23 protein-coding genes and 1 riboswitch are annotated in these 21,617 nt (G+C 66.4%); of the genes, 11 read left to right on the top strand and 12 right to left on the bottom strand.

Annotated elements, in window-relative coordinates; translation table 11 throughout:
- Window positions 1-163: 163 nt before the first annotated feature.
- From J0A91_RS12440 to J0A91_RS12420, 5 genes are all read right to left on the bottom strand, one after another.
- Complete coding sequence (locus J0A91_RS12440; protein ID WP_069205176.1) at window positions 164-883, bottom strand: SPOR domain-containing protein; 720 nt, start codon at window positions 881-883, stop codon at window positions 164-166.
- Window positions 883-2,610, bottom strand: coding sequence for an arginine--tRNA ligase (gene argS / locus J0A91_RS12435; RefSeq protein ID WP_069205175.1), 1,728 nt, complete (start codon window positions 2,608-2,610; stop codon window positions 883-885). The genes J0A91_RS12440 and argS overlap by 1 nt, the downstream gene beginning before the upstream one ends.
- Window positions 2,611-2,829: 219 nt before the next feature.
- Window positions 2,830-3,525 (bottom strand): HAD family hydrolase, encoded by a 696-nt coding sequence (locus tag J0A91_RS12430; protein WP_069205174.1) that lies wholly within the window; start codon window positions 3,523-3,525, stop codon window positions 2,830-2,832.
- A gap of 28 nt (window positions 3,526-3,553) precedes the next feature.
- Window positions 3,554-4,699, bottom strand: a complete 1,146-nt coding sequence (locus J0A91_RS12425) for a DUF1501 domain-containing protein (RefSeq protein WP_069205173.1) — start codon at window positions 4,697-4,699, stop codon at window positions 3,554-3,556.
- 3 nt (window positions 4,700-4,702) lie between these two features.
- Window positions 4,703-6,121 carry a DUF1800 domain-containing protein gene (locus J0A91_RS12420; protein WP_150126908.1) on the bottom strand — a complete coding sequence of 473 codons (1,419 nt, stop codon included), beginning with the start codon at window positions 6,119-6,121 and terminating at the stop codon, window positions 4,703-4,705.
- Between the two features lie 210 nt (window positions 6,122-6,331).
- On the opposite strand from J0A91_RS12420, the gene J0A91_RS12415 reads away from it, so the two are divergent.
- On the top strand, window positions 6,332-6,619 hold the full coding sequence (locus J0A91_RS12415; RefSeq protein WP_069205171.1) for a hypothetical protein: 288 nt from the start codon (window positions 6,332-6,334) through the stop codon (window positions 6,617-6,619).
- Window positions 6,620-6,769: 150 nt separating this feature from the next.
- Here J0A91_RS12415 and wrbA read toward each other — a convergent pair whose 3' ends face one another.
- Window positions 6,770-7,372 carry an NAD(P)H:quinone oxidoreductase gene (gene wrbA, locus J0A91_RS12410; protein WP_069205170.1) on the bottom strand — a complete coding sequence of 201 codons (603 nt, stop codon included), beginning with the start codon at window positions 7,370-7,372 and terminating at the stop codon, window positions 6,770-6,772.
- A 130-nt stretch (window positions 7,373-7,502) separates the two neighbouring features.
- Window positions 7,503-8,201, bottom strand: coding sequence for a pirin family protein (locus J0A91_RS12405; protein WP_069205169.1), 699 nt, complete (start codon window positions 8,199-8,201; stop codon window positions 7,503-7,505).
- 223 nt (window positions 8,202-8,424) lie between these two features.
- Between J0A91_RS12405 and J0A91_RS12400 the strand changes: the two genes are divergently transcribed.
- The 7 genes from J0A91_RS12400 (at window position 8,425) to J0A91_RS12370 (ending at window position 13,052) form a co-directional block, all read left to right on the top strand.
- Complete coding sequence (locus tag J0A91_RS12400) at window positions 8,425-9,333, top strand: LysR family transcriptional regulator (RefSeq protein WP_069205168.1); 909 nt, start codon at window positions 8,425-8,427, stop codon at window positions 9,331-9,333.
- Window positions 9,330-10,370, top strand: a complete 1,041-nt coding sequence (locus J0A91_RS12395) for an AI-2E family transporter (protein ID WP_069205167.1) — start codon at window positions 9,330-9,332, stop codon at window positions 10,368-10,370. Before J0A91_RS12400 ends, J0A91_RS12395 begins: the two co-directional genes overlap by 4 nt.
- Before the next feature lie 138 nt (window positions 10,371-10,508).
- A complete protein-coding gene (gene ctrA / locus J0A91_RS12390) occupies window positions 10,509-11,210 on the top strand; it encodes a response regulator transcription factor CtrA (RefSeq protein WP_069205166.1) in 702 nt (233 codons plus the stop codon).
- A 143-nt stretch (window positions 11,211-11,353) separates the two neighbouring features.
- Window positions 11,354-11,632 carry an antitoxin of toxin-antitoxin stability system gene (locus tag J0A91_RS12385; RefSeq protein ID WP_069205165.1) on the top strand — a complete coding sequence of 93 codons (279 nt, stop codon included), beginning with the start codon at window positions 11,354-11,356 and terminating at the stop codon, window positions 11,630-11,632.
- Window positions 11,629-11,808: a type II toxin-antitoxin system RelE/ParE family toxin gene (locus J0A91_RS24850; protein WP_240501991.1), complete on the top strand. Its 180-nt coding sequence runs from the start codon at window positions 11,629-11,631 to the stop codon at window positions 11,806-11,808. Before J0A91_RS12385 ends, J0A91_RS24850 begins: the two co-directional genes overlap by 4 nt.
- A 229-nt stretch (window positions 11,809-12,037) precedes the next feature.
- Complete coding sequence (locus tag J0A91_RS12375; protein WP_206364904.1) at window positions 12,038-12,508, top strand: hypothetical protein; 471 nt, start codon at window positions 12,038-12,040, stop codon at window positions 12,506-12,508.
- A gap of 154 nt (window positions 12,509-12,662) precedes the next feature.
- The gene (locus J0A91_RS12370; RefSeq protein WP_083224949.1) at window positions 12,663-13,052 is read left to right on the top strand and encodes a hypothetical protein; all 390 of its coding nucleotides are present in this window, start codon (window positions 12,663-12,665) and stop codon (window positions 13,050-13,052) included.
- A 47-nt stretch (window positions 13,053-13,099) separates the two neighbouring features.
- On the opposite strand, the gene J0A91_RS12365 is transcribed toward J0A91_RS12370, so the two are convergent.
- The gene (locus tag J0A91_RS12365; RefSeq protein WP_240501990.1) at window positions 13,100-13,984 is read right to left on the bottom strand and encodes an alpha/beta hydrolase; all 885 of its coding nucleotides are present in this window, start codon (window positions 13,982-13,984) and stop codon (window positions 13,100-13,102) included.
- A 204-nt stretch (window positions 13,985-14,188) separates the two neighbouring features.
- Window positions 14,189-15,856, bottom strand: coding sequence for an amidohydrolase (locus J0A91_RS12360; RefSeq protein ID WP_069205164.1), 1,668 nt, complete (start codon window positions 15,854-15,856; stop codon window positions 14,189-14,191).
- Window positions 15,857-15,945: 89 nt separating this feature from the next.
- On the opposite strand from J0A91_RS12360, the gene J0A91_RS12355 reads away from it, so the two are divergent.
- Window positions 15,946-17,199 carry a threonine ammonia-lyase gene (locus J0A91_RS12355; RefSeq protein WP_069205163.1) on the top strand — a complete coding sequence of 418 codons (1,254 nt, stop codon included), beginning with the start codon at window positions 15,946-15,948 and terminating at the stop codon, window positions 17,197-17,199.
- 214 nt (window positions 17,200-17,413) lie between these two features.
- The gene (locus J0A91_RS12350; RefSeq protein WP_069205162.1) at window positions 17,414-18,208 is read left to right on the top strand and encodes an arginyltransferase; all 795 of its coding nucleotides are present in this window, start codon (window positions 17,414-17,416) and stop codon (window positions 18,206-18,208) included.
- A 202-nt stretch (window positions 18,209-18,410) separates the two neighbouring features.
- On the opposite strand, the gene J0A91_RS12345 is transcribed toward J0A91_RS12350, so the two are convergent.
- Entirely contained in the window at window positions 18,411-18,650 is a 240-nt protein-coding gene (locus tag J0A91_RS12345) for a hypothetical protein (RefSeq protein WP_069205161.1), read from the bottom strand.
- A gap of 135 nt (window positions 18,651-18,785) precedes the next feature.
- Window positions 18,786-19,247 (bottom strand): hypothetical protein, encoded by a 462-nt coding sequence (locus tag J0A91_RS12340; RefSeq protein ID WP_169833138.1) that lies wholly within the window; start codon window positions 19,245-19,247, stop codon window positions 18,786-18,788.
- Window positions 19,239-19,313, top strand: a riboswitch (Fluoride riboswitch). Its footprint overlaps the gene before it by 9 nt.
- A gap of 23 nt (window positions 19,314-19,336) precedes the next feature.
- On the opposite strand from J0A91_RS12340, the gene J0A91_RS12335 reads away from it, so the two are divergent.
- Window positions 19,337-20,692, top strand: coding sequence for a voltage-gated chloride channel family protein (locus J0A91_RS12335; protein WP_069205159.1), 1,356 nt, complete (start codon window positions 19,337-19,339; stop codon window positions 20,690-20,692).
- A 35-nt stretch (window positions 20,693-20,727) separates the two neighbouring features.
- Here the strand turns inward: J0A91_RS12335 and J0A91_RS12330 are convergent, their stop codons facing one another.
- Window positions 20,728-21,306, bottom strand: coding sequence for a hypothetical protein (locus J0A91_RS12330; RefSeq protein WP_150126907.1), 579 nt, complete (start codon window positions 21,304-21,306; stop codon window positions 20,728-20,730).
- Window positions 21,307-21,617 lie beyond the last annotated feature (311 nt).

Below are 21,617 nucleotides of genomic sequence, written 5' to 3'. Positions count from 1 at the left end.
AGCGCGGCATATCAGCGGTGCGCGTTGAGACCAACCCGGCCCGAAACCAAATACCCGTTCGTGCTGAGCGTGTCGAAGCACGTGCCCCAAGCGCTGCGCTGCTTGGCACGCCCTTCGACACGCTCAGGGCGAACGGTGTGGGCGTTATGCCCGATCCCTCAGCTCAATCCCGCGCGACGAAACACGCTTCGCCGGCGACCTTGAGCTTGCCGCACAATTCGCTCGCCTGGCTCGCGCTGCCCGCGTTGACGCGCAGCCGGTAGGCGGTCTGTCCGTTGACCTCCGCCGCCTGCACCGATTTGCCGAGCGGCGCGAGATACGGAATCCGCCCCGACAACTTCGCCCACGCCGCATTCGCCGCCGCTTCGGACGGGAACGCGCCGAGCTGAACGAGCGCGCCGCCCGCCGTGCCGTGCGCGACCGGCGGGGTCGCCGTCTTCGCTTCCAGCTTGCCGTGCGACGGCGGCAGCGCCACCACCGCCTTGCTCGCGCCGGCGCCTTCCTTGACGGCAGGGGCAGCCCGCTTGCCGACGATCGGCGCCTCGGGCATCGCTTTCACGTTGATCGAGGCGTTGCCGCTGCCGGCACCATTGCTCGTCGCGATCGCGCTGTCGCCCTCGCCTTCGACCTTGAGCCCGCCCGGCTCGTCGGGCTTGACCTTATAGTCGCCTTCCTGCGCGGCGATCAGCGCGCCGTTGCCGCCGGTGTCGCGCGCGCTGCGCAGCAACTGATAGCCCAGGATCGCCGCCGCGATCACCGCGAGCAGAGCCGCCACGACCAGCACGATGTGCAGCGCCGACGGCCCCTTGTTGTCATAATCTTCGGCGGTCTCGAGCCACGGCAGCCGATCCCCGTCGTCCGCATCGATCTTGCCGAAGGCCATCAGTTCATCTCCTCGACCGCCACGACACCCATGATGCCGAGGCCGTTGCGAATGATCTGCCCTATCGCATCGGCCAGGAAAAGCCGAGCGCAGGTGATCGCGGGATTATCGGCGATCAGGAAGCGCCGGTCTACCCGGTCGTTGCCGACATTCCACTGCGCATGCAAAGATGCCGCCAAGTCATAGAGATAGAACGCGATTCTATGCGGTTCGCGCGCGGTGGCCGCCGTCTCGACGATACGCGGGAACTGCGCGGCGAGCTTCACCAGCGCGAGGTCTTCCGTATCAAGCTGGGACAAATCGACCCCCTCGCACACGATATTCGCCTCGGCCGCGCGCCGGTGCAGCGAGGCGATGCGCGCGTGCGCGTACTGGACGTAGAACACCGGATTGTCCTTCGACGCCTCGACCACCTTGGCGAAGTCGAAATCCATCTGCGCATCGGCCTTGCGAGTCAGCATCGTGAAGCGCACCACGTCCTTGCCGACTTCGCGCACGACATCGGCCAGCGTCACGAAATTGCCCGAGCGCTTGGACATTTTCACCGGCTCGCCCGCGCGCAGCAGCCGCACCATCTGGACGAGCTTGACGTCGAAGCGGGTCTTGCCCCCGGTCAGCGCCTGCACCGCCGCGGTGATGCGCTTGACCGTACCGGCATGGTCGGCGCCCCAGACGTCGATCAGCGCGTCGGCGGATTGCGCCTTCTGGTAATGATAGGCGAGATCGGCGCCGAAATAGGTCCACTGCCCGTTCGACTTGCGGATCGGCCGGTCCTGATCGTCGCCGAATTGGGTCGATCGGAACAGCGGCAGCACCACCGGCTCCCAGTCTTCGAGTTCCTGGCCCTTGGGCGCTTCGAGCACGCCGTCATAGATCAGCCCGCGCGCGCGCAATTCGGCCTCGGCGGCCTCGGGCTTGCCCGCCGCCTGCAATTCGGCTTCCGACGAGAACAGATCGTGGTGGATGCCGAGCAACGCGAGATCGGCGCGGATCATCACCAGCATCGCCGCCACCGCCGCCTTGCGGAACAGCACCAGCCAGTCGCTCTCGGGCGCGTCGACGAAGCGGTCGCCATATTCGGCCGCCAGCGCCTGCCCGACCGGCACCAGATACTCGCCCGGATACAGCCCCTCGGGGATCGCGCCGATATCCGCACCGAGCGCCTCGCGGTAGCGCAGATGCGCCGAGCGCGCGAGCGTATCGACCTGCCCGCCCGCATCGTTCACATAATATTCGCGGATCACCTTATGCCCGGCGAACTCCAGCAACGCGGCAAGCGCATCGCCCACCACCGCGCCGCGGCAATGCCCCATGTGCATCGGACCCGTAGGGTTTGCCGAGACATATTCAACGTTGACGGTCACGCCGCGCCCGATCGTCGCGCGGCCGTAATCGGCGCCGGCATCACGGATCGCCGACAGTTCGGCGCGCCAGCTATCGTCATTGAGCTTCATGTTGATAAAGCCCGGCCCTGCGATCGACACGTCCTCGACCTCGTCGAGAAGCCGCAGCTCGGCCGCGATCTTTTCCGCCAGCGCGCGCGGGTTGGTGCCCGCCGGCTTCGCCAGCACCATCGCCGCGTTGGTGGCGAGATCGCCGTGGCTGGCATCGCGCGGCGGCTCGACCGTCACGGGCGCGCGGTTGAGCCCGCCGGGCACGTCACCGGCGGCAACGAGCGTATCGAGCGCCGCATCGAGATGCGCGGCGAAACGGGCGTAAAGGGTCATGTGGGTTCCGGTCGTATCAAGCGAGCGCGCGCCTTAGCGCAGAGGCGGGCGCGGTTCAAACGGCGCGCCACCTGTTCGACAACAGCGGCGTTTCAGGCCGTCCGCTTTAATCGTGTTTTCCCGCGAACGCGGGAATCCAGAGCCAAGCAAACAACGACTTCCGGCTCTTGCCACTCTGGACTCCCGCGTTCGCGGGAGAACACGATAGCGGCTCAACGGTCACGCAAGCCCGTCGATCCACCCCGGCAGCTCGGTCAGCGCCTCCAGCCGCCGGAAGCGCGGATGCGCCTCCGGGGTGTCGCCCGCCTCATGATGCCACGCATCCGGCTGCGGGATATACGCCGCCCACGCCCCGGCCCCGAGCGCAGGCAGCACGTCCGATCGCATCGAATCGCCCGCCATCACCGCGCGTTCGGGCGCCACCCCGAAGCGGCCAAACAGCCGTTCGAAGGTCGCGACCGATTTGTCGCTGACGATCTCGATCGCGCTGAACAGTTCGCCCACCCCCGATGCGGCGATCTTGGTTTCCTGGTGGAGCAGGTCGCCCTTCGTCACCAGCACCAGCCGGCCGCGACCGGCGAGCGCGGTCAGCGTCTCGGCGGTGCCGGGCAGCAGTTCGACCGGATGCGCGAGCAGATCACGCCCGACCGCGAGGATGTCCGCCACCGCGCGCCCCGCCGCCGCATCGCCGAGCAGGTCGACCGCGGTCTCGATCATCGACAAGGTGAAGCTCTTCGCGCCATAGCCATAATGCGCGAGGTTGACCGCCTCGACCGCGTGCAGCCGCTCGCAGGCGATGCCCGCCTCGACGAACGGCGCGAGGATCTGCGCGAACGCGGCTTCGGCGCCGTTGAAGTGGCGCATATTGTGCCACAGGGTATCGTCGGCATCGAGGCAGATGAGGTCGATCGTCATGCCCGCGTTTTTACGGCGCGGCATCGTCTCACGCCAGCCCCGTCACCGCCTTGCCGCCGCGCGCGCCCGGGAACAGCGCAGCCATCGCCCGCCCGCCGGAAATCCCGAAATGCGCCGCCGTCGCCCCCGCGATGAAACCATCCAGCGCGGTCGTCGCGCGCAGGTCGCGGTTCTCGTACAACGCCGCCGGAGCCAGCCCCGGCCAGTCGGCGATCACCCGCCCGCCCTTCACCGCGCCGCCGAGCAGCATCGCGCACGCGCCCGTGCCGTGATCGGTGCCGCCGGTGCCGTTGACCGCGACGGTGCGACCGAATTCGGTCGCGACCAGCACCATCGTATCGGCCCACACCGGACCCAGCCCGGTCTGGAGCCCGCCGATCATCCCGTCGAGGCCCTTCAACTGCGTCGCCAGCCGGCCGCGCTGGCCGGCGTGCGTGTCCCAGCCGCCGGTCTCGATCATCGCGATCCGCGCGCCATCGGCCGGCGCGAGCAGCTTGGCGGCGAGCGCGCCGGTCGCGGCGGCGGTCTTGCCGTTGTCGGCGGCGAGGTCGCCGGTCAGGTTGCGGGTCGCCAGCGCCTCGCTCCACAGCCCATGCAACTGGCTGTCGCCGGCATAGAGCATCGACACGCGCTGCATCAGATCGTCGGAGGCCTGCGGCAACGCCGACGGCGCGTAGGACGACACCTCATGCGGCCCGCGCAGCGCCATCGGCACCGCCGTCGCGATCGCGATCGCCTTCGCTTCGCCCGGCGAGAGCAGCCCGAGCATCCGGTTGAGCCAGCCGTCCTTGACCTGATACGCGCTCGCGCCGCCGGTCTCGAGCACGTTCTGCCCGTCGAAATGCGATCGGTCGCGATACGGCGAGGCGACGGCATGCGCGAACAGCGCCTGCTTTTGCCCGTACAACGCGTTCACCGTCGTCAACGCCGGGTGCAGCGCGAAGGTCGCGTCGAGCTTGGGCGCGCTCGCGAAATCCTCCGCGAACGCGCCGCGCGCGCCCGCGAACGCCGGATCGCCGACCGGGGCGACGATATGTAGCCCGTCCGCCGCGCCGCGCTGGATGATGAAGATGAAGCGGCGGTCGGTCGCCGCCTTGGCGAACGCCATGCGCGGCGCGAACGCCCCGGCGAGGCCGAGCACGCCAGTGCCGATGAAAGTGCGACGATCGAGCATGTCCTATCTCCGCTGGAATTCAGGGGCGACGAGCAGCAGCGCGAGCGCCTGCCCCTGGCTTTCGGCGCGTGCCAGCGCCTGCGTGGTGGCGGGGCTGACCGCGCCGGGGAACAGCTTGGGCGCCAGCGCGCGTGCGTCAATCGTGGTCGGCGCCCGTTGCGCGAAGCGCTCCGCCGCCTCGACCCGGCGCATCACCGCGTCCGATCCGGCCCAGCTCCCGGCGATATCGTCATAGCCGACCGGCTGGCCCGGCTTCCACACCGGCTGGCCGAGCTGGGTCATCAGCCCCGTCACCGCCTGCGCGTCAGCCGTCTTCTGCCCCAGCGCGCGCATCGCGCCGATCGACCATTCCCACGGGGTGCGGAACTTCACCGGCGTCTCGACCCACGCCTCGGGCGAGTCGATGATCGCGCGGTACACGGTCGGCAAGTCGCCGTGCGATTGCAGATACGCCGCCTGCAATCGTGCGACCATCGCCGGCGGCGGCGTGTCGCCCGCGAAATGCCGCGCCAGCTTGGTGGCGAGATGAGTCGCGGTGGCCGGATTGAGCGCGACATCGTTGAGCACCGCCTGCGCCTGCGCGACCCCGCCCGCCGGATAGACTTTGCCCATGATATTGCGGTCGCCGGGCTGGTGCATCGCGTCGGCGAACAGGAAGTCGCCGGGCAGGCCATCGGTGCCAGCCTGCTTCGCGCCGGGCGCGCGGCCGATCCCCGACACCGTCCAGCCGGTCATCGCGCGGGCGAACTCGGTGACGTCGGCCTGCGTATAGCCGCTGCGCACGCCGAGCGTGTGCAGTTCGAGAATTTCGCGCGCGAGATTCTCGTTGAGGCCGACCTTGCCGCCGCGCTTCTGGCCGATCGCGCTGTCCGGGCCGATCGACACCGCCTGATCGAGATACAGCAGCATCGCCGGATGCCGCTCGACCGCACCGAGCATGTCGCCGAACGTGCCCAGCACATGCGGCCGGATCGCCTCGAATTCGAGCGTGCCGGCAAGCCCGGTCAGTTCGAGCTTGTCGGCGGAGACCGCGAAATGGTTCGACCAGAAATACACCAGCCGCTCGACGAACGGCGTGTCGGTAACGAGCGCGGTCTGCGCGCGCGCGCCGATCGCGCCGGCATAATCCTGCCGCCCGGCCCGCCTTGCGAACTGCGCCGCCTCGCGCATCGCGTCGGTGCGCGGCGGCAACGCGCCGGGTGAGGCCGCCTTGGCCTGCTCGCGCAGCATCCGCTGGTCGCGGAAATAGGCGGCGAGTTCGGCAGACACGCCCGCGCTGGTCGGCGCGGCGAGGATCGCGTCCGGCTTGGGATCATATTTGGCGAACTGTGCGGTCAGCCACGCCTTGGGATCGGGCGGGACCGGCTGGTCCGGGCGATTGCCCAGACCGAAACGATTCAAGGCGATACTTGCGGGGCTCATCGGCCATGTCTCCTGCGCCCCCGGTCACAGCTACATAGGCCGGATTTGTCGCAAAATCATGTCGCCCCCGCGATCTGGCGTTCGTTTCGTGCAACTGGTCGCGCAATCTTTGCGATTGGCGGTTTTGCTGCACCGCAATATCAGGTGTTTCGACAACGAGAAAATACAGGATGCTGATCTGGCTTTCGAACCCAACCGAAAGGAAAGATCATGACCAAGACCCTCCTCCTCGCCGCTTCGCTTTTCGCGGCCGTTTCCACCCCCGCTCTGGCCGACACCGCGCCGCAGCACACCTTCACGCGTGATGGCGACACCTATGTCTACACGACCAAGCAGGTTGCCAATCGCACGATCATCTCGGGCCGCGTGCTCAACACCGGCGACACGTTCGAACTCGCCGTCCGTGGCAACCGCGTGACCGGCTTCACCGGCCGCCGCGAAGTCGCCTTCAACGTGCCCGCAGCATCGGCCCGCGCCGTCGCTTCGACCGCCAACTGATCGCATCCATCCAAACGAAAACGCCGCCGCGCGGAAGCCCCGCACGGCGGCGTTTTTGTGTCCGGTCTCAATGAGATCGCGAACTCTCAACCCGTTCGTGCTGAAGATGATAGCGCCCCTCCGCCCATAACGAGCGGAGGGGATATCCAATCAGCCGAACAGCTTGGCAGCCGTCTCGGCGATCCGCTTGCCCTGATAGCGCGCGCCGTCGAGATCGACGCTGCTCGGCTGGCGGCTGCCGTCGCCATCGGCGAGCGTGCTCGCGCCATAAGGCGTGCCGCCATGCACTTCCTTCACGCCGACCATGCCCTGGAAACCATAGTCCAGCCCGACGATCGTCATGCCGTGATGCAGCAGGTTGGTGATGATCGAGAACAACGTGGTCTCCTGCCCGCCATGCTGGCTCGCGGTCGAGGTGAACGCGCCGCCGACCTTGCCGATCAGCTTGCCGGTGAACCACAGCCCGCCGGTGGTGTCCCAGAAGCTCGCCATCTGGCTCGGCATGCGGCCGAAGCGCGTCGGCGCGCCGACGATGATCGCATCATAATTGGCGAGCGCGTCAGGGCTCTCGATGACGGGATGCGCGGTATCGGTCTTGAAGTGCGCCGCTTCGATCACCGCCTGCGGCGCGGTCTCGGCGACGCGGCGGATATCGACCTCGGCACCGGCCGAGCGCGCGCCTTCGGCGACGGCATCGGCCATCGTCTCGATGTGGCCGTAGGACGAGTAATAGAGCACGAGAACTTTAGCCATGTGCAGATCCTTCTTCTTGGCTCCCCTCCCGTATGCGGGAGGGGTTGGGGGAGGGCATGTCCTGAAACGCTACGGGGGTGAGGTTGGACACGCCCTCCCCCGCTCCTCCCGCATGCGGGAGGGGAGAAACTTACTCCGAATCGACCAGCACCAGCTCGGCATCCTCGATCGCGGTGATCGCGACCGTCTCGCCGCCGCCGATCGCGATGCCGTCGCGCGCGCCGTAGCGCACGCCAGCGATCTCGACCGCGCCGGTCGCCGGCACCAGATAGGCATGCCGCCCCGCGCCGACCACGTGGGTGATCGTCTCGCCCGCCTGAAGCGTGGCGGCGAGCAGCCGCGCGTCGGCGCGGATCGGCAGCGCGCCCGCATCCTCGGCGAAGCCGCTGGCGAGCGTGACGAACTGGCCGCTGCGATCCCCTTTCGGGAACGGCTTGGCGCCCCAGCTCGGCGATCCGCCCTTGCGGGTCGGTTCGATCCAGATCTGGAAGAGCGTCGCCTTCTCCGTCTCCAGATTATATTCAGCGTGGCGAACGCCGGTGCCGGCACTCATTACCTGAACGTCGCCAGCACCCGTGCGGCCCTGATTGCCCATCGAATCCTGATGCGTGATCGCGCCGGTGCGGACATAGGTGATGATCTCCATGTCGCGGTGCGGATGCGGCGGGAAGCCGCTGCCGCCGGCGATCTCGTCATCGTTCCACACGCGGATCGCACCCCATCCCATCCGGGCGGGATCGTAATACTCGGCAAAGGAAAAATGGTGGCGCGCGTTGAGCCAGCCGTGATCGGCATGGCCCAGGCTCTCGAACGATCGTTTCTCGATCATGGCGTTGCTCCCGAAGGACTGAATATGACGCCAAGATAAGCGTTCTCATTGCAACGTAAATGGAAACACTGGAAACCGATCGTTTCCAACGATAAGCATTCCTCCCCTCCCTGGAAGGGAGGGGTCGGGGGTGGGTCGGCTCGTGGCGGACCTAACCTATCCTCGCAGACCAACCCACCCCCAGCCCCTCCCTTCCAGGGAGGGGAGTGAAGAAGGGACATACATGCGCCTGCCCGATCTCGAAGCCTGGGCGATCTTCGCGAGCGTGGTCGAGCATCGCTCGTTCAGCGCCGCCGCCGATGCCATCGGCACCTCCAAGGCGACCATCTCCAAGGCGATCAGCCGGCTGGAGGCGCGGCTCGGCCAGTCGCTGTTCCACCGCACCTCGCGCCGCCTCACCCTCACCGAAAGCGGCACCGCGCTCGCCGAGCACGCCCGCCGCATCCTCGCCGATGCGCAGGCCGCCGAGGAGGCCGCGCACGACGCCGCCACCGCCCCCGCCGGGCTGATCCGCATGACCGCGCCGACCACGCTCGGCATGGTCCAGCTCGCGCCGATGCTCGCCGATTTCCTGCACGACCATCCCGGCATCGAGATCGACCTCCAGCTCTCCGACACCAAGGTCGATATCGTCGCGGAGGGGATCGACGTCGCGCTGCGCATCGCCAACCTGCCCGATTCATCGTTGCGCGCGCGCCGGCTCGGCCCGATCCGCACCTTCGTCGTCGCCGCCCCCGCCTACCTCGACCGGCGCGGCCGCCCGACTCACCCCGCGCAGCTCGGCGAACATGCCTGCTTCGCCTATACCAACGTCTCCGGCCCGTGGCGCTTCACCAACGCGCATGGCGAGGAAGCGGCGCTGCGCCCGAGCGGCCCGATGCGATCGAACAGCGGCGACGCGATGCTCCCCGCCTTGCGCGCCGGGCTCGGCATCGCGCTGCTCCCCGATTTCATCGTCGGCGAGGATGTCGCGCGCGGCACGCTGGAAGTGATCCTCTCCGACTGGTCCGTCCCGGCGATCGCGCTCCACCTGATGACCCCGCCCAGCAACCTGCGCCCGGCGCGCGTCGAGACGCTGATCGCGTTCCTTACGGAGCGGTTCCGCGGCCTCTGCGTTACCCCGGCACCATGAACCGCCTCCGCCCCGACGCAGACGACACGCGGTTCATCCGCCGGGTCATGCTCCTCATCCTGATCGTCGCGGTCGTCGCGGCGTTGTGGAAAGCGGGCGACCTGCTCATCCTCGCGTTCGGCTCGATCCTCGGCGCGATCGTGATCCACGCCTTCGCCGATCTCTACGCCGAGCGGCTGCGCCTCCCGCGCCGCCCCGCGCTCGGCCTCGCCATCGCGACGATCCTCGCCGCGATCGGCTTCCTCGTCTGGCTGTTCGGCATCCAGTTCGGCGCGCAGATCAACGCTTTGGTGCTGCGGCTGCCCTCGCTGCTCGATCAGCTCGGCGCATGGGCCTCGCAAAGCCCGGTCGGCGCCAAGATCGTCGATGCGGTACAGGCCGCCTTCGCCGGCTCACGCGTCGCGCGTGACATCGGCGGGCTGGTGACGGGCGGCGGCGAGCTCATCCTCAACTGCCTGCTGCTGCTGGTCGGCGCGATGTTCTTCGCCGCCGACCCCGGCATCTACAAACGCGGCGCGCTGCTGCTGATCCCGCGCAGCATTCGCCCCGCCATCGCCGACGCGATCGACGATGTCGGGATCAACCTGCGGCTGTGGCTGCGCGCCGAACTGATCCTGATGACGACGATGGGGCTGCTCGTCGCCTTCGGGCTGTGGCTGTCGGGCGTGCCGTCCTGGGCGGCGCTCGGGCTGCTCGCCGGGCTTAGCGAGTTCGTTCCCTATATCGGCCCCACCGCGGCGATGCTGCCCGCGCTCGGGCTGGGCGCGACCGCCGGCACCGGCCCGCTGGTCGGCACGCTCGTCACCTATGCCGCCGTCCGCCTCGTCCAGACCAATTTCCTCACCCCCTGGGTGCAGAGCCACGTCATCGCCATCCCGCCGGCGATCACGGTGTTCGCGATCATCGGCATCGGCACGGTGTTCGGCCTGTTCGGGCTGTTCTTCTCCGCCGCCTTGCTGGTGGTGATCTTCACGCTCGTGCGCACCCTGTATCTGCGCGAGATGCTCGGCGAGGATATCGACTCACCCGCGGCTTGACCCGCGCGACTCGTGGAGTCAGGCCGGTTAGCGCAAAATTAACCTTTTGCGTTCACATATGTTGAGGTTACTGTAACCGTCTGAGTGCACCGCGCCGAAGGGGGCGATCGGGCCGCGAAGCGACAGGGGAACTGCCAGATGCGCGTGCTACTGATTGAAGACGAGCCGACCACCGCCAAGGCGGTCGACCTGATGCTCTCGGCCGAAGGTTTCAACGTCTACACCACCGATCTGGGTGAAGAAGGCGTCGATCTGGCCAAGCTCTATGATTACGACATCATCCTGCTCGATCTCAACCTGCCCGACATGAACGGGTATGATGTGCTCAAGAAGGTCCGCGCCGCCCGCATCCAGACGCCGGTGCTCATCCTCAGCGGCATCAACGAGATGGATTCGAAGGTGCGCGGCTTCGGCTTCGGCGCCGACGATTACGTCACCAAGCCCTTCCACCGCGAGGAACTCACCGCCCGCATCCATGCCGTCGTGCGCCGCTCGAAGGGCCACAGCCAGTCGGTGATCCGCACCGGCAAGCTCGCGGTCAACCTCGACGCCAAGACGGTCGAGGTCGACGGCAGCCGAGTCCACCTGACCGGCAAGGAATATGCGATGCTCGAGCTGCTCTCGCTGCGCAAGGGCACCACGCTCACCAAGGAAATGTTCCTCAACCACCTCTACGGCGGCATGGACGAGCCCGAGCTGAAGATCATCGACGTCTTCATCTGCAAGCTCCGCAAGAAGCTCAGCCTCGCTTGCGGCGGCGACAATTACATCGAAACCGTCTGGGGCCGCGGCTACGTGCTGCGCGAAACCGACGACGTCGCGGCAACCGCCGTCGCCTGACCGGGTTCGTTCGCGAGATGGCGACCGCAAGGCGGCCGCGATGCCGGGGGGCGTCGCGGCCGCTTTTGGGTTCGGGGGGGTGGTGGATGGCGTCGGCGTCGCCGCGATGGTATATACATCGTCATCACCAGCCGCGAGGATGTATGTCGAAAGCCGCCGTCTTCACCATGAAGCTCGAACCCGATCTTCGCGCCGAATTCATGGCCGCCGCCGAAGCCAGCCACCGCCCGGCATCGCAGGTGGTACGCGAATTGATGCGCGAGTTCGTCCAGCGCCAGCAGGCGCAAAGCGACCACAGCGCCGTCCTGCACCGCAAGGTCGAGGCCGCGCGTGCCTCCGCCCAAAACGGACAGGGCCGCTCCAACGAAGCGGTGGAAGCCGATTTCGCCGCGCGCCGCGCCGGGCTACCTGACAGCGCGTGAAGGTCCGATGGACGCCGGAAGCCGATCGGGACCGCACGGCGATCTGGGACTATCTGGCGGCGCGCGATCCCAATGCGGCGTTGCGGATCGATCAGCTTTTCAGCGACGCGGTTGTCGGGGTGGCCGACTTCCCCTGCTCGGCCACGAAGGAGAAGTCCCCGGCACGCGCGAACTGACCCCGCATCACAGCTACCGGCTGGTCTGTGAAGTGGTGGGCGATACTGTCTGGGTTCTCGTCGTGATCCATACCGCCCGCCAATGGCCTCCGGGGTGACCGTCTCGGCGTCAAGCGGCAGAGAAACGGTTGCGCGGTTCATCAAGGTGGCCGGGTCTGGTGGTTAGGCGACAGGCAGCTATTCGGCAGAACCTATGGAAAACTGGTCACTGCTGAGGCAGACTGTTCCCATGGGCACGCTGACTTTCCTTCGATTGAACTCGGACTGGAATGCCGATCCGAACGATCCTGATCCGAAAGTGGTATCGGAAGGGGCGACGCTGCGCGTGGCCTTCTACCTCAACTCCTTCGCCTATAAGGCTGCTGACGGCGAAATCGGCATTTTATCGTTTCCCGGATGCAGCCGGTGGCGGTGGGACAGCACCAATGATCATGGATGGTATTCGGGCGAAGGGCGTTTCGCGAAGGAGGCTCCGGCTTGGGGACAGTTTTACGAGCTTGTCGGTGACGAAACCGCACTAAACGAAATAGAATGGCAGGTGATTGCGCCGACAACGAGAGTGCGAGACACTTCTTGTTCTACTTTCGCGATGAGGCGATCGAGTGCGTTGCGGCAGATTGGTCGATCGAGCGGCAGCCAGCACCCTCGACGTCGGCAGCTACCGGTGTTTCGGCTTCTCGCTCCTAACGGCAACAAGTAGGCAGGAGGTGCCGATACGACGTTCCTCGCAAGGGATGATGTTTCGGAATGGCCGCGTCCGGTGGAAAGCAGAAGAGCGGCATTCGACCGCCTGTTGGCCAAGTGTTCGGTGTTGCATTAGGGCAAGCACGGCGATGCCGAGCGGGACGGTGAATATGGAGTTCATTTTCGAGATTGCACTCCAATTTCTGGGTGAAATACTGCTTCAGGTCATTTTTGAATTTTTAGCAGAAACTGGCGTTCATAGCCTTGCCGATACACTGAAGAGACCAAAGAACGCGGTGTTATCCACGATTGGCTTTATTCTATGGGGCGCGATGGCGGGCGGGATCAGCCTGTTTATCCTGCCACACTCACCAATTTCTAATCCTCTCCTCCGCAAGTGCAATGTGCTCGTAACTCCTCTGGTAGCTGGCATTTTCATGATGATGATCGGACGACAGAGAGATAAAAGAGGGCAAACGTTGGTCAGGCTAGACCGATTTAGCTACGCATTTGCATTCGCCTTTGCCATGGCGATTGTCCGCTACTGTTGGACAAAATGACTGTGCTTCGTGCTGATGCGAATGTCCGTAACTGGGGGTGTATCGACTTATCCTGCGGCTACCGGTAGGTCACCCCCCGCACCCCCATCACCCACCACGCGCCCGATCCACCCGCTGATCTTCCCCACCACCGCATCCTCGATCCCGTAATAGCCATGCGGCGTCAGCGAGCCGCAGTCCTTGTCCGATCGCGTCACCCCGCCCGCCACCATCAGCACGCGCACGTCGCGGCTCGCCGTCATCGCGGCGGCGATCTTCGGCGCGGCTCCCGGCGGCGCGACGTTGCAGCGGTCGTCGCGGTTGGCGACGATCAGCGCCGGCACGCGCACCCGCTCCGGGCTGGCGTCGAACACCGTCTCGCCGCTCCCGCCCATCACCGATACGGATTCGGTCAGCACCACCCCGGCGACGCTGCCGGCGGGGGCGTGCGCCGCGCCGTTCATCGCCGCGATCGATCCCTGGCTGGTGCCGAGCAGGAACACCGGCCCGCTGACGTGCCGGTGCGCGAAGGCAACCAGATCGCCGACGCGGCGCGCATAGCTCGGCGAGCTTCGCACCCCGCGCAGATTGGCGCGGCCGACCGTATCGGGGATCAGCACCGCATAGCCGCGCGCCGCCCACAAAGCGCGCGTCCGCACGACGAAATTGTCGCCGTGCCGGATATCGCCGTCACGTTCGAGCCCGACATCCCCCGCCCCGCCCGGCAGCATCACGATCGTCCCGCGTGGCCGCGCCGGCAGGAGCAGCAGCGCCGGCTGCGTCGCGCCGCCCGCCAGCGGCACATCGACCACCCGTTCGGTCGGGCCGCGATCCTGCGCGGACGCCATCGCCGGCAGCAGCGCCATCGCCAGCGCGATCGCCACGATCCTCGAACGCGAACCCATCACATCATCCTTCATCACCACGCCGCGCGGGTCTGCGCCGCCGGACATGACCGCAGCATGACCCGCGCCCGCGACCCCGCGTCACGATCGCTGTCCTACACGCGCCCGCGCTGGCATGGTCGCGGCCGCTCTTTCCCATCGTCGGCGCCTTCGAAACCGCGCAGCCAGCGGTTCAATCGTGGCAATCGTGAAACCGGTCGTCACGTTTCCCGACCGTGCGCAGCATAGGCAACGTTAGCCATCTTTGCGCCGCTATTTGCGCACCCAGACCTTCTCGCCGCCCACCCAGGTCTGCTGCACCTTAGTCGCGCGCAGATCGGTGGGCGAGGCGAGCAGCGGGTCGCGGTCGACGATGATGAAGTCGGCGCGCTGCCCCGGTGCGAGCCGCCCAAACTTCGCCTCGGCGAAACCCGCATAGGCCGCGTCCATCGTATAGGCGCGCCACGCCGCCTCGCGGCTGATCACCTCCTGCGGCTGCCACCCGCCGGAGGGCTGGCCGTCCGCCCCCTGCCGGGTGAACGCCGCCGCCCAGCCCGCGAACGGATCGGGGCTTTCGACCGGAAAATCGGTGCCGAACGCGAGCGTCGCGCCGTTCGCCAGCATCGATTTCCACGCATACGCGCCCGCCAGCCGCGCCGGCCCGAGCCGCGCCTCGGCCATCATCCGGTCGCTCGTCTCGTGGACCGGCTGCATCGAGGCGATCGTACCGTATTTGCCGAAGCGCGGCAGATCGACCGGATCGACGATCTGCGCATGCTCGACCCGCCAGCGCCGGTCGCCCTTGTAGGTCGCCGCCATCTCCTCGATCGCGTCGAGCACCTGCGCATTGGCCTTGTCGCCGATCGCATGCACCGCGACCTGATAATGGTCCATCGCCGCGCGGCTCATCAGGTTGCGGATCACGTCGTCGCTCATGAAGCCCGCCCCCGACTGCCCCGGCGCATCGCTATACGGCGCCTTGAGCCAGGCCCCGCGCGAGCCGAGCGCGCCATCGGCGAACAGCTTGATGCCGCCCATGTGGAGCTTGTCGTTGTAAAGCCACGGCGTCGGGCCACCGCCCCCGACGCGAACCGCGGTTTCGACACCGCTCGCATAGCTCATGATCCGCACGCGCAACGCGCCGAGATCGCCCATCCGCCGGTACGACAGCCATTCGTCGAGGCTCGTCCCCATGTCCGCCGTTGCGGTGATGCCGTAGCTCAGCAACGTCTCCTGCGCGCGCAGGAAGGCGACGTCGAGTTCCTTGGGAAGCGGCTGCGGCACGACCTTCTCGACGAGGCTTTGCGCGGCATCGACGAACACCCCGCTCGGCCCCGCCTTCACTCCGGCGCCGGTCTTCTCGATTCGCCCGCCGGCGGGCGACACGCTCTTGGGCGTCACCCCCGCCGCCTTCATCGCCGCGCTGTTCGCCCAGCTCGCATGGCCATCGACCCGCGACAGCCACACCGGCCGGTCCGGGACGACGGCATCGAGATCGGCCGCGGTCGGGAAGCGCCCCAGCCCCCACGCCTCCTGATTCCAGCCGCCCCCGACGATCCACTTCCGCTCGGGATTGGCGGCGGCATACGCGGCGATCTTCGCCTTCGCCTCATCAAGCGAATGCGTGTCGGAGAGATCGAGTTCGAGCGCACGGAAGCCGAGGCTCATGACATGGCCGTGCGCATCGACGAAGCCGGGCAGCAGCACCCTGCCCTTCTCGTCGGCGCGCCAGTCGAGCCGCTCGGGCCGCTTGTCGCTCGCCTGCAACAGCTTGAGGACTTTGCCGTCGGGGCTGATGAGCAACGCGTTGAAGCGGATGACCCGGCCGTCCTTGTCGAGCGTCATGCCATTGACGTTATCGACCAAAGCATCGGCGAAGGCAGGAGTTGGGGCGGGGGCGGCGAGCGCGACGAGCGCGACAAAGGGGATAAGCGAACGCATGGCCGCATGCGATAAGGCGTGTTCCTTCGCTGCGCCAGATGGTCTAGGGCGCGCGCTCGGCCGCACCCTGGCCGCGCACGGAAACGATCATGGCGACGCATGCGAAGTTGGACACGGAAACCCTCCCCGTCACGATCGAGGATGTGCGCGCGGCGCACGCCCGCATCGCCGACGCCATCGTCCGCACGCCGACCTTCATCAGCCGGACGCTCTCGAAGCTGACCGGCGCGACCGTTTACCTGAAGTTCGAGAATCTCCAGTTCACCGCCGCCTACAAGGAGCGCGGCGCGCTCAACACGCTGCTCCAGCTCGGCCCGAACGCGATGGGCGTGATCGCCGCATCGGCCGGAAACCACGCGCAGGGCGTCGCCTATCATGCCAGCCGGCTCGGCATACCCGCGACGATCGTGATGCCGACGACGACGCCGACCGTGAAGGTGATGCAGACCGAAAGCCACGGCGCCAACGTCGTGCTGTTCGGCCAGACCTTCGATGCCGCGTATGCGCACGCTCGGGAACTGGAAGCCGAACGCGGCTACACCTTCGTCCATCCGTTCGACGATGCGCGCGTGATCGCCGGCCAGGGCACCGTCGCGATCGAAATGCTCGCCGACGTGCCCGCGCTCGATACGCTGATCGTGCCGATCGGCGGTGGCGGATTGATCTCGGGCGTTTCGACCGTCGCGCGCGCGATCAGCGCCGAGCGCGGCGGCGCACCGATCGAGGTGGTTGGCGTCCAGGCCGAACTGTTCCCGTCGATGTACAACCGCATCCGCGGCACCGACATGCCGTGCGCTGGCGATACGCTCGCCGAGGGCATCGCGGTCAAGGAACCTGGTACGATCACCTCCGGGATTGTGCGAGCCTTGGTCGATGACATCGTGCTGGTGAGTGAGCGCAGCCTGGAAAGCGCGGTCAGCCTGCTGCTCCAGATCGAGAAAACCGTGGTCGAGGGCGCCGGCGCCGCCGGACTCGCCGCGCTGCTCCAGCATCCCGATCGGTTCCGTGGGCGCACCGTCGGCATCATCCTGTGCGGGGGCAATATCGACACGCGGTTGCTCGCCAACGTGCTGCTGCGCGACCTCGCGCGTTCGGGCAGGCTCGCCCGGCTGCGCATCGTGCTGCGCGACCAGCCGGGCGCGCTCTATGGCGTGGCGCGGATTTTCGAGCAGGAGCGCGTCAACATCCTCGAACTGGCGCACCAGCGCATCTTCACCAACCTGCCCGCCAAGGGCCTCAGCCTCGACGTCGAGTGCGAAACGCGCGACCTCGCGCATCTCGAACGGCTCAAGGCGGCGCTCCGCACCGAGGGGTATGAGGTGAGCGCGGTCGAACTCGGCTGACGCGCGGTGCGCTGAGTCCTTTGCGAGACGCCGCGGTTATGCTGCGGTGTGGCCGGCGCGAATGCTGCGCACCGGACTTGCGAAACCTCCACCACCTCGCGCCGCCGCCGCGTTAACGCTCTTTGATGGTAAAGGCGCTTTTCATCACGCGTGGAGCGATTCATAAGAGCGTCAGGCGCTGCATCTGTAGCGGCCGTGAAAGGACCATCCGGCGGTGAGTGCGCCTTTTCGTTTCCCCCGATTCTTCGTCACCAGCCCCTCGCCGTGCCCGTATCTGCCCGGCCGCCACGAACGCAAGGTCTTCACCGAACTGCGCGGGCCGCATGCCGGCGATCTCAACGACGCGCTTGGCCGGATCGGCTTCCGCCGCAGCCAGTCGGTCGCGTATCGGCCGAGTTGCGCGGGCTGTTCTGCGTGCGTTTCGGTGCGCGTGATCGCGTCAGACTTCGTTCCCAATGCCACGCAACGAAAGCAGATCCGCCGCAACGCCGATCTCGACGTGGCGGTATGCCGCCCCTGGGCGACCGAGGAGCAGTTCGACTTGCTGCGCCGCTATCTCGGCGCGCGCCACCCCGGCGGCGGCATGGCCGAGATGGACGAGCAGGATTATGCCGACATGGTCGAGCATTCGCCGGTCAACAGCTTCGTCATCGAATATCGCGAGCCGGCGGTGAACGGCGCGCCGGGCAAGCTGATCGGCGCCTGTCTGACCGACCAGCAGGCCGATGGCCTGTCGATGATCTACAGCTTCTTCGATGCGGATGCCGACGCGCGGCCGGGCTTCGGCAGCATGATCATCATGGACCACATCCTGCGCGCGCGGACGGCGGGGCTCGCCTATGTCTATCTCGGCTATTGGGTGAAAGGCTCGGCGCGGATGGCGTACAAGACGCGCTATCGGCCGATCGAAGCGCTCGGCCCGAAAGGCTGGGCGTTGCTCGTTGATGAGGACGCGACCTTTCATCCCCCGGCGCAGCATTACACGATGCTCGCCGACGAGATCGCGTGACGGCTATCGACCGGCGTCGGGTGAGCGACTGAAAGTGGCAAAGGTTGTCCACCGGAGGCACCGTGCGGGAGTGTCACTTTTGGGCGCGCCTGACGAGCGGATACACCCCTCGCGCGCCGCGAAGGGGGCATTACGGTTGGTGCTGACACTGTCAAAGAGCGTGGCCGGGAGTATGGCATCGGCGGCGCGTGTAGGACAGGTTCTATAGCAGTGCTCGTGGGGCGGAAAATGGTGGATAGCTGCCGTTCGCAGGGTCTTCTTCATCGACCCCATGTATCAATGCGTCGACGTCCTCGGGCCGCATTCGCTTTAGCTTTTCATCCAGCTTGCGATCGAACCCACGGTCATTGGGCTCCTGCCCCTTCTGCGCCTTCCGACCGATCTGCCGCAGATACACTGCGGTTTCGGCAGCCAGACGCTCCTTTTTCTCGCGTGCTTTCATGGCGCGAACTTATCACGATGGTGAAGGCCCGCAACCGGGGCTGCTCCTGCCGGTTGGCTTTCAGGCGCGTCGTGTCGATCAATGGCGCGGGAACGGGGAAAATTGGTGGCGTGCGCTGGAATCGGGCGCCGCAGATTACCGACTTGTCAGCAGCCGCTTCCTATACAGTGCATCCGGTGACTTGGCCGCTTCGATCCGAATACGGCGATGGAGAACCCCCAACATCAACGGGCCACCTATCAAGAACAGACCGACCAGCGCCTCAATGAAATCCGGCAACCAGCCGGCCAGCAAAGCTGCTCCATAAATCAGTGCAAAGAACGCGAACCATGTGAATGCCGCGACATCGACGAGGAACAGTGGCTTCCTGCCGTGATAGTGTTGGTGCGCAAACCGCCAAAACGCCGCTCTCATGCCACCCTCAATCTCAACTTTCGGCCTGTCGTAACGTCGCGTTTCGGGAAGCGCCACCTTCGCTGCGGACGTCTTCAAATGGGCCTTTGCGGCCAGTCCCCAAAACGAACGTTCACGAACGCCCGGTCCGACAGCCCGGTCGTAGTTGACGATCCCGCCCCGCCATTCCATATGGTGCGCCACGGTGATGGATTTCCGCCGGGCATTCGCCGAACCGCTCTCACAAGAGCTGATGATTCCTACTGGGCGCCGCAAGGCGGCAAGGAGGAATCGTGCGTGCTACCTTTCGTACCTTCATCGGCGAGCTCAACGTCGCGGGGTTCGTGCGCAACCGCCACGATCATGCCATGTCGGTGGTGCGCTGGGCGCTGATCCTGGTGCCGTTGGCGGCACTCGTCGGGACGCTGTGCGCGGCGTTCCTGTGGAGCCTCGATGCCGTGACGCGGTTGCGCTTCGCCTGGCCGTGGCTGCTCTACCTGCTGCCGCTGGGCGGCTTCGCGGTGGGGTTGCTCTACCATCTTGCCGGCCGCTCGGTGGAAGGCGGCAACAACCTCATCGTCGAGCAGATCCACGAGCCGGGGGGCGGCGTGCCGTTGCGGATGGCACCGCTGATCTTCTTCGGCACGGTGGTGACGCATCTGTTCGGCGGTTCGGCCGGGCGCGAGGGCACCGCGGTCCAGTTGGGAGGAAGCCTGGCGAGCGGCTTCGGCCGGGCTTTGCGGCTCGACGCCGATGGCACGCGCATTCTGTTGATGGCGGGAATCGCGGCCGGGTTCGGTGCGGTGTTCGGTACGCCGATCGCGGGCGCGGTCTTCGCGCTCGAGGTGCTGGCGATCGGGCGCGTCGAATATCGCGCGATGGCGCCATGCCTGGTCGCGGCGCTGGTCGGCGACTGGGCGTGCCTTGCGTGGGGTATCCACCACAATGTCTACCGGATCGAGTCGCTGGTGCCGGTCGATGCGCTGCTCACCGCCAAGGCCGGGATCGCCGGCGTGGCGTTCGGGCTGGTCGGGCTGGCCTTCGCCGAAGCCAATCACGCACTCGGCGGATGGCTCAAGCGGATCGTCCCTTATGGCCCGCTACGCCCGGTCATCGGGGGCGGTGCCGTGATCGCGTTGGTCTATGTGTTCGGCACGCGCGACTATCTCGGGCTCGGTACGCTGGCGGCAACCCCCGACGGCCTCACCATCGCCAGCTTCTTCGGGCCGGACCCGCATCCGTGGAGCTGGGCGCTGAAGCTGCTGTTCACCGTCGTCACGCTCAGCGCCGGGTTCAAGGGCGGTGAGGTCACGCCGCTGTTCTTCATCGGCGCGGCGCTCGGCAATGCGCTCGCACCCGTGTTCGGCGTACCGACCGACGTGTTCGCCGCGATCGGGTTCGTCGCACTGTTCGCCGGCGCGGCCAATACCCCGCTCGCCTGCACCTTCATGGGCATCGAGCTGTTCGGCGCGATGTATGCTGTGCCGATCGCGGTCGGCTGTTTCGTCGCCTATCTCTGTTCGGGGCACAACGGCATCTACCTGTCGCAGCGCATCGCGATACCCAAGGTGTCGACGACCGGCCTCGCCCCGACCGCGACGCTGCGCGAGATGCGGGCGAAGCGCGCGGTGCGGCGGCCACGTTCCTGACCCCGGCGTGCCAACCGAAGGTTCCGCATCGCCGGTCAGCTTTTGGGCGTTGTGTCTGAACCGGAAGGTGACTGAGGAAGGTAACCAGTTCTCATGAGAAACGCACGAAGAGCGTCCGGGAAGGTTTTGAGGCTCGCTTTCGGGCATCGGCCATCCGTCAGCGCAGTCATGGGAACACTACAAGGCTGCCACCATTCCTGATCGTGCTCGTAATGCTTCAGCATCGCCGCCCAAGCTGCTTTGAACCGCCTCGCACGCGCGGCATCTGCCACATAAGCGGCGCAGGCACCATTTCGGCCCGGTGCCTTTGACAGGCATATTGGCGCCAGCCGCGCCATATCCTTGGAAAACACGCTACGCAGAGCAGGGTCGCGACTTTCGTCAACGACTGCGCCTTCCTTCACCGCCAACAGCTTGGGTGGACGAGGGGTGCAAGCATTGCAGCCGAACGCCGAGTCGAACGCACCATCGCCCAATTTCAGGTCAATTATGCCGTCCCCGGACAGGTCAGTGGGAAAATCCGCCAACTCTCCCTGGAGGTCTCCTCCGTCGTGATGACCCACTGCAACCGCACGGTAGCTGTCGCCATTTGGGATCAGCAACTGAATCGTCATGTTGCCACCAGAGCCGCCGGACTGGCTCTCTATGATGACACCCGCACGGGAGTCACTCCGCCTAAACCGCACTACTGCGATCCGCGCGTAGGAACTGCTTGGGTCTGTGGTCACCGATAGCGATGCTGAGCGTGGCCCGCTAACGGTCACAATGGCTTGGTTGTTGAACCCGTCTGAGCCACAGGTACTTTCCCCGATAGGTCGGACTGGACACGGCAACGCCTCTACATGCACTTTCAGCCCATCCGAAATGAAGTCGACGGGTGTTTTCTTATAAGAAGACCAAGCCTGAAATTTGCCGAGTGGCACCT

Origin of the sequence: Sphingomonas panacis, assembly GCF_001717955.1 — a bacterium.
Classification (GTDB): domain Bacteria; phylum Pseudomonadota; class Alphaproteobacteria; order Sphingomonadales; family Sphingomonadaceae; genus Sphingomonas; species Sphingomonas panacis.
This window is presented reverse-complemented; position numbering and strand designations above follow the sequence as displayed.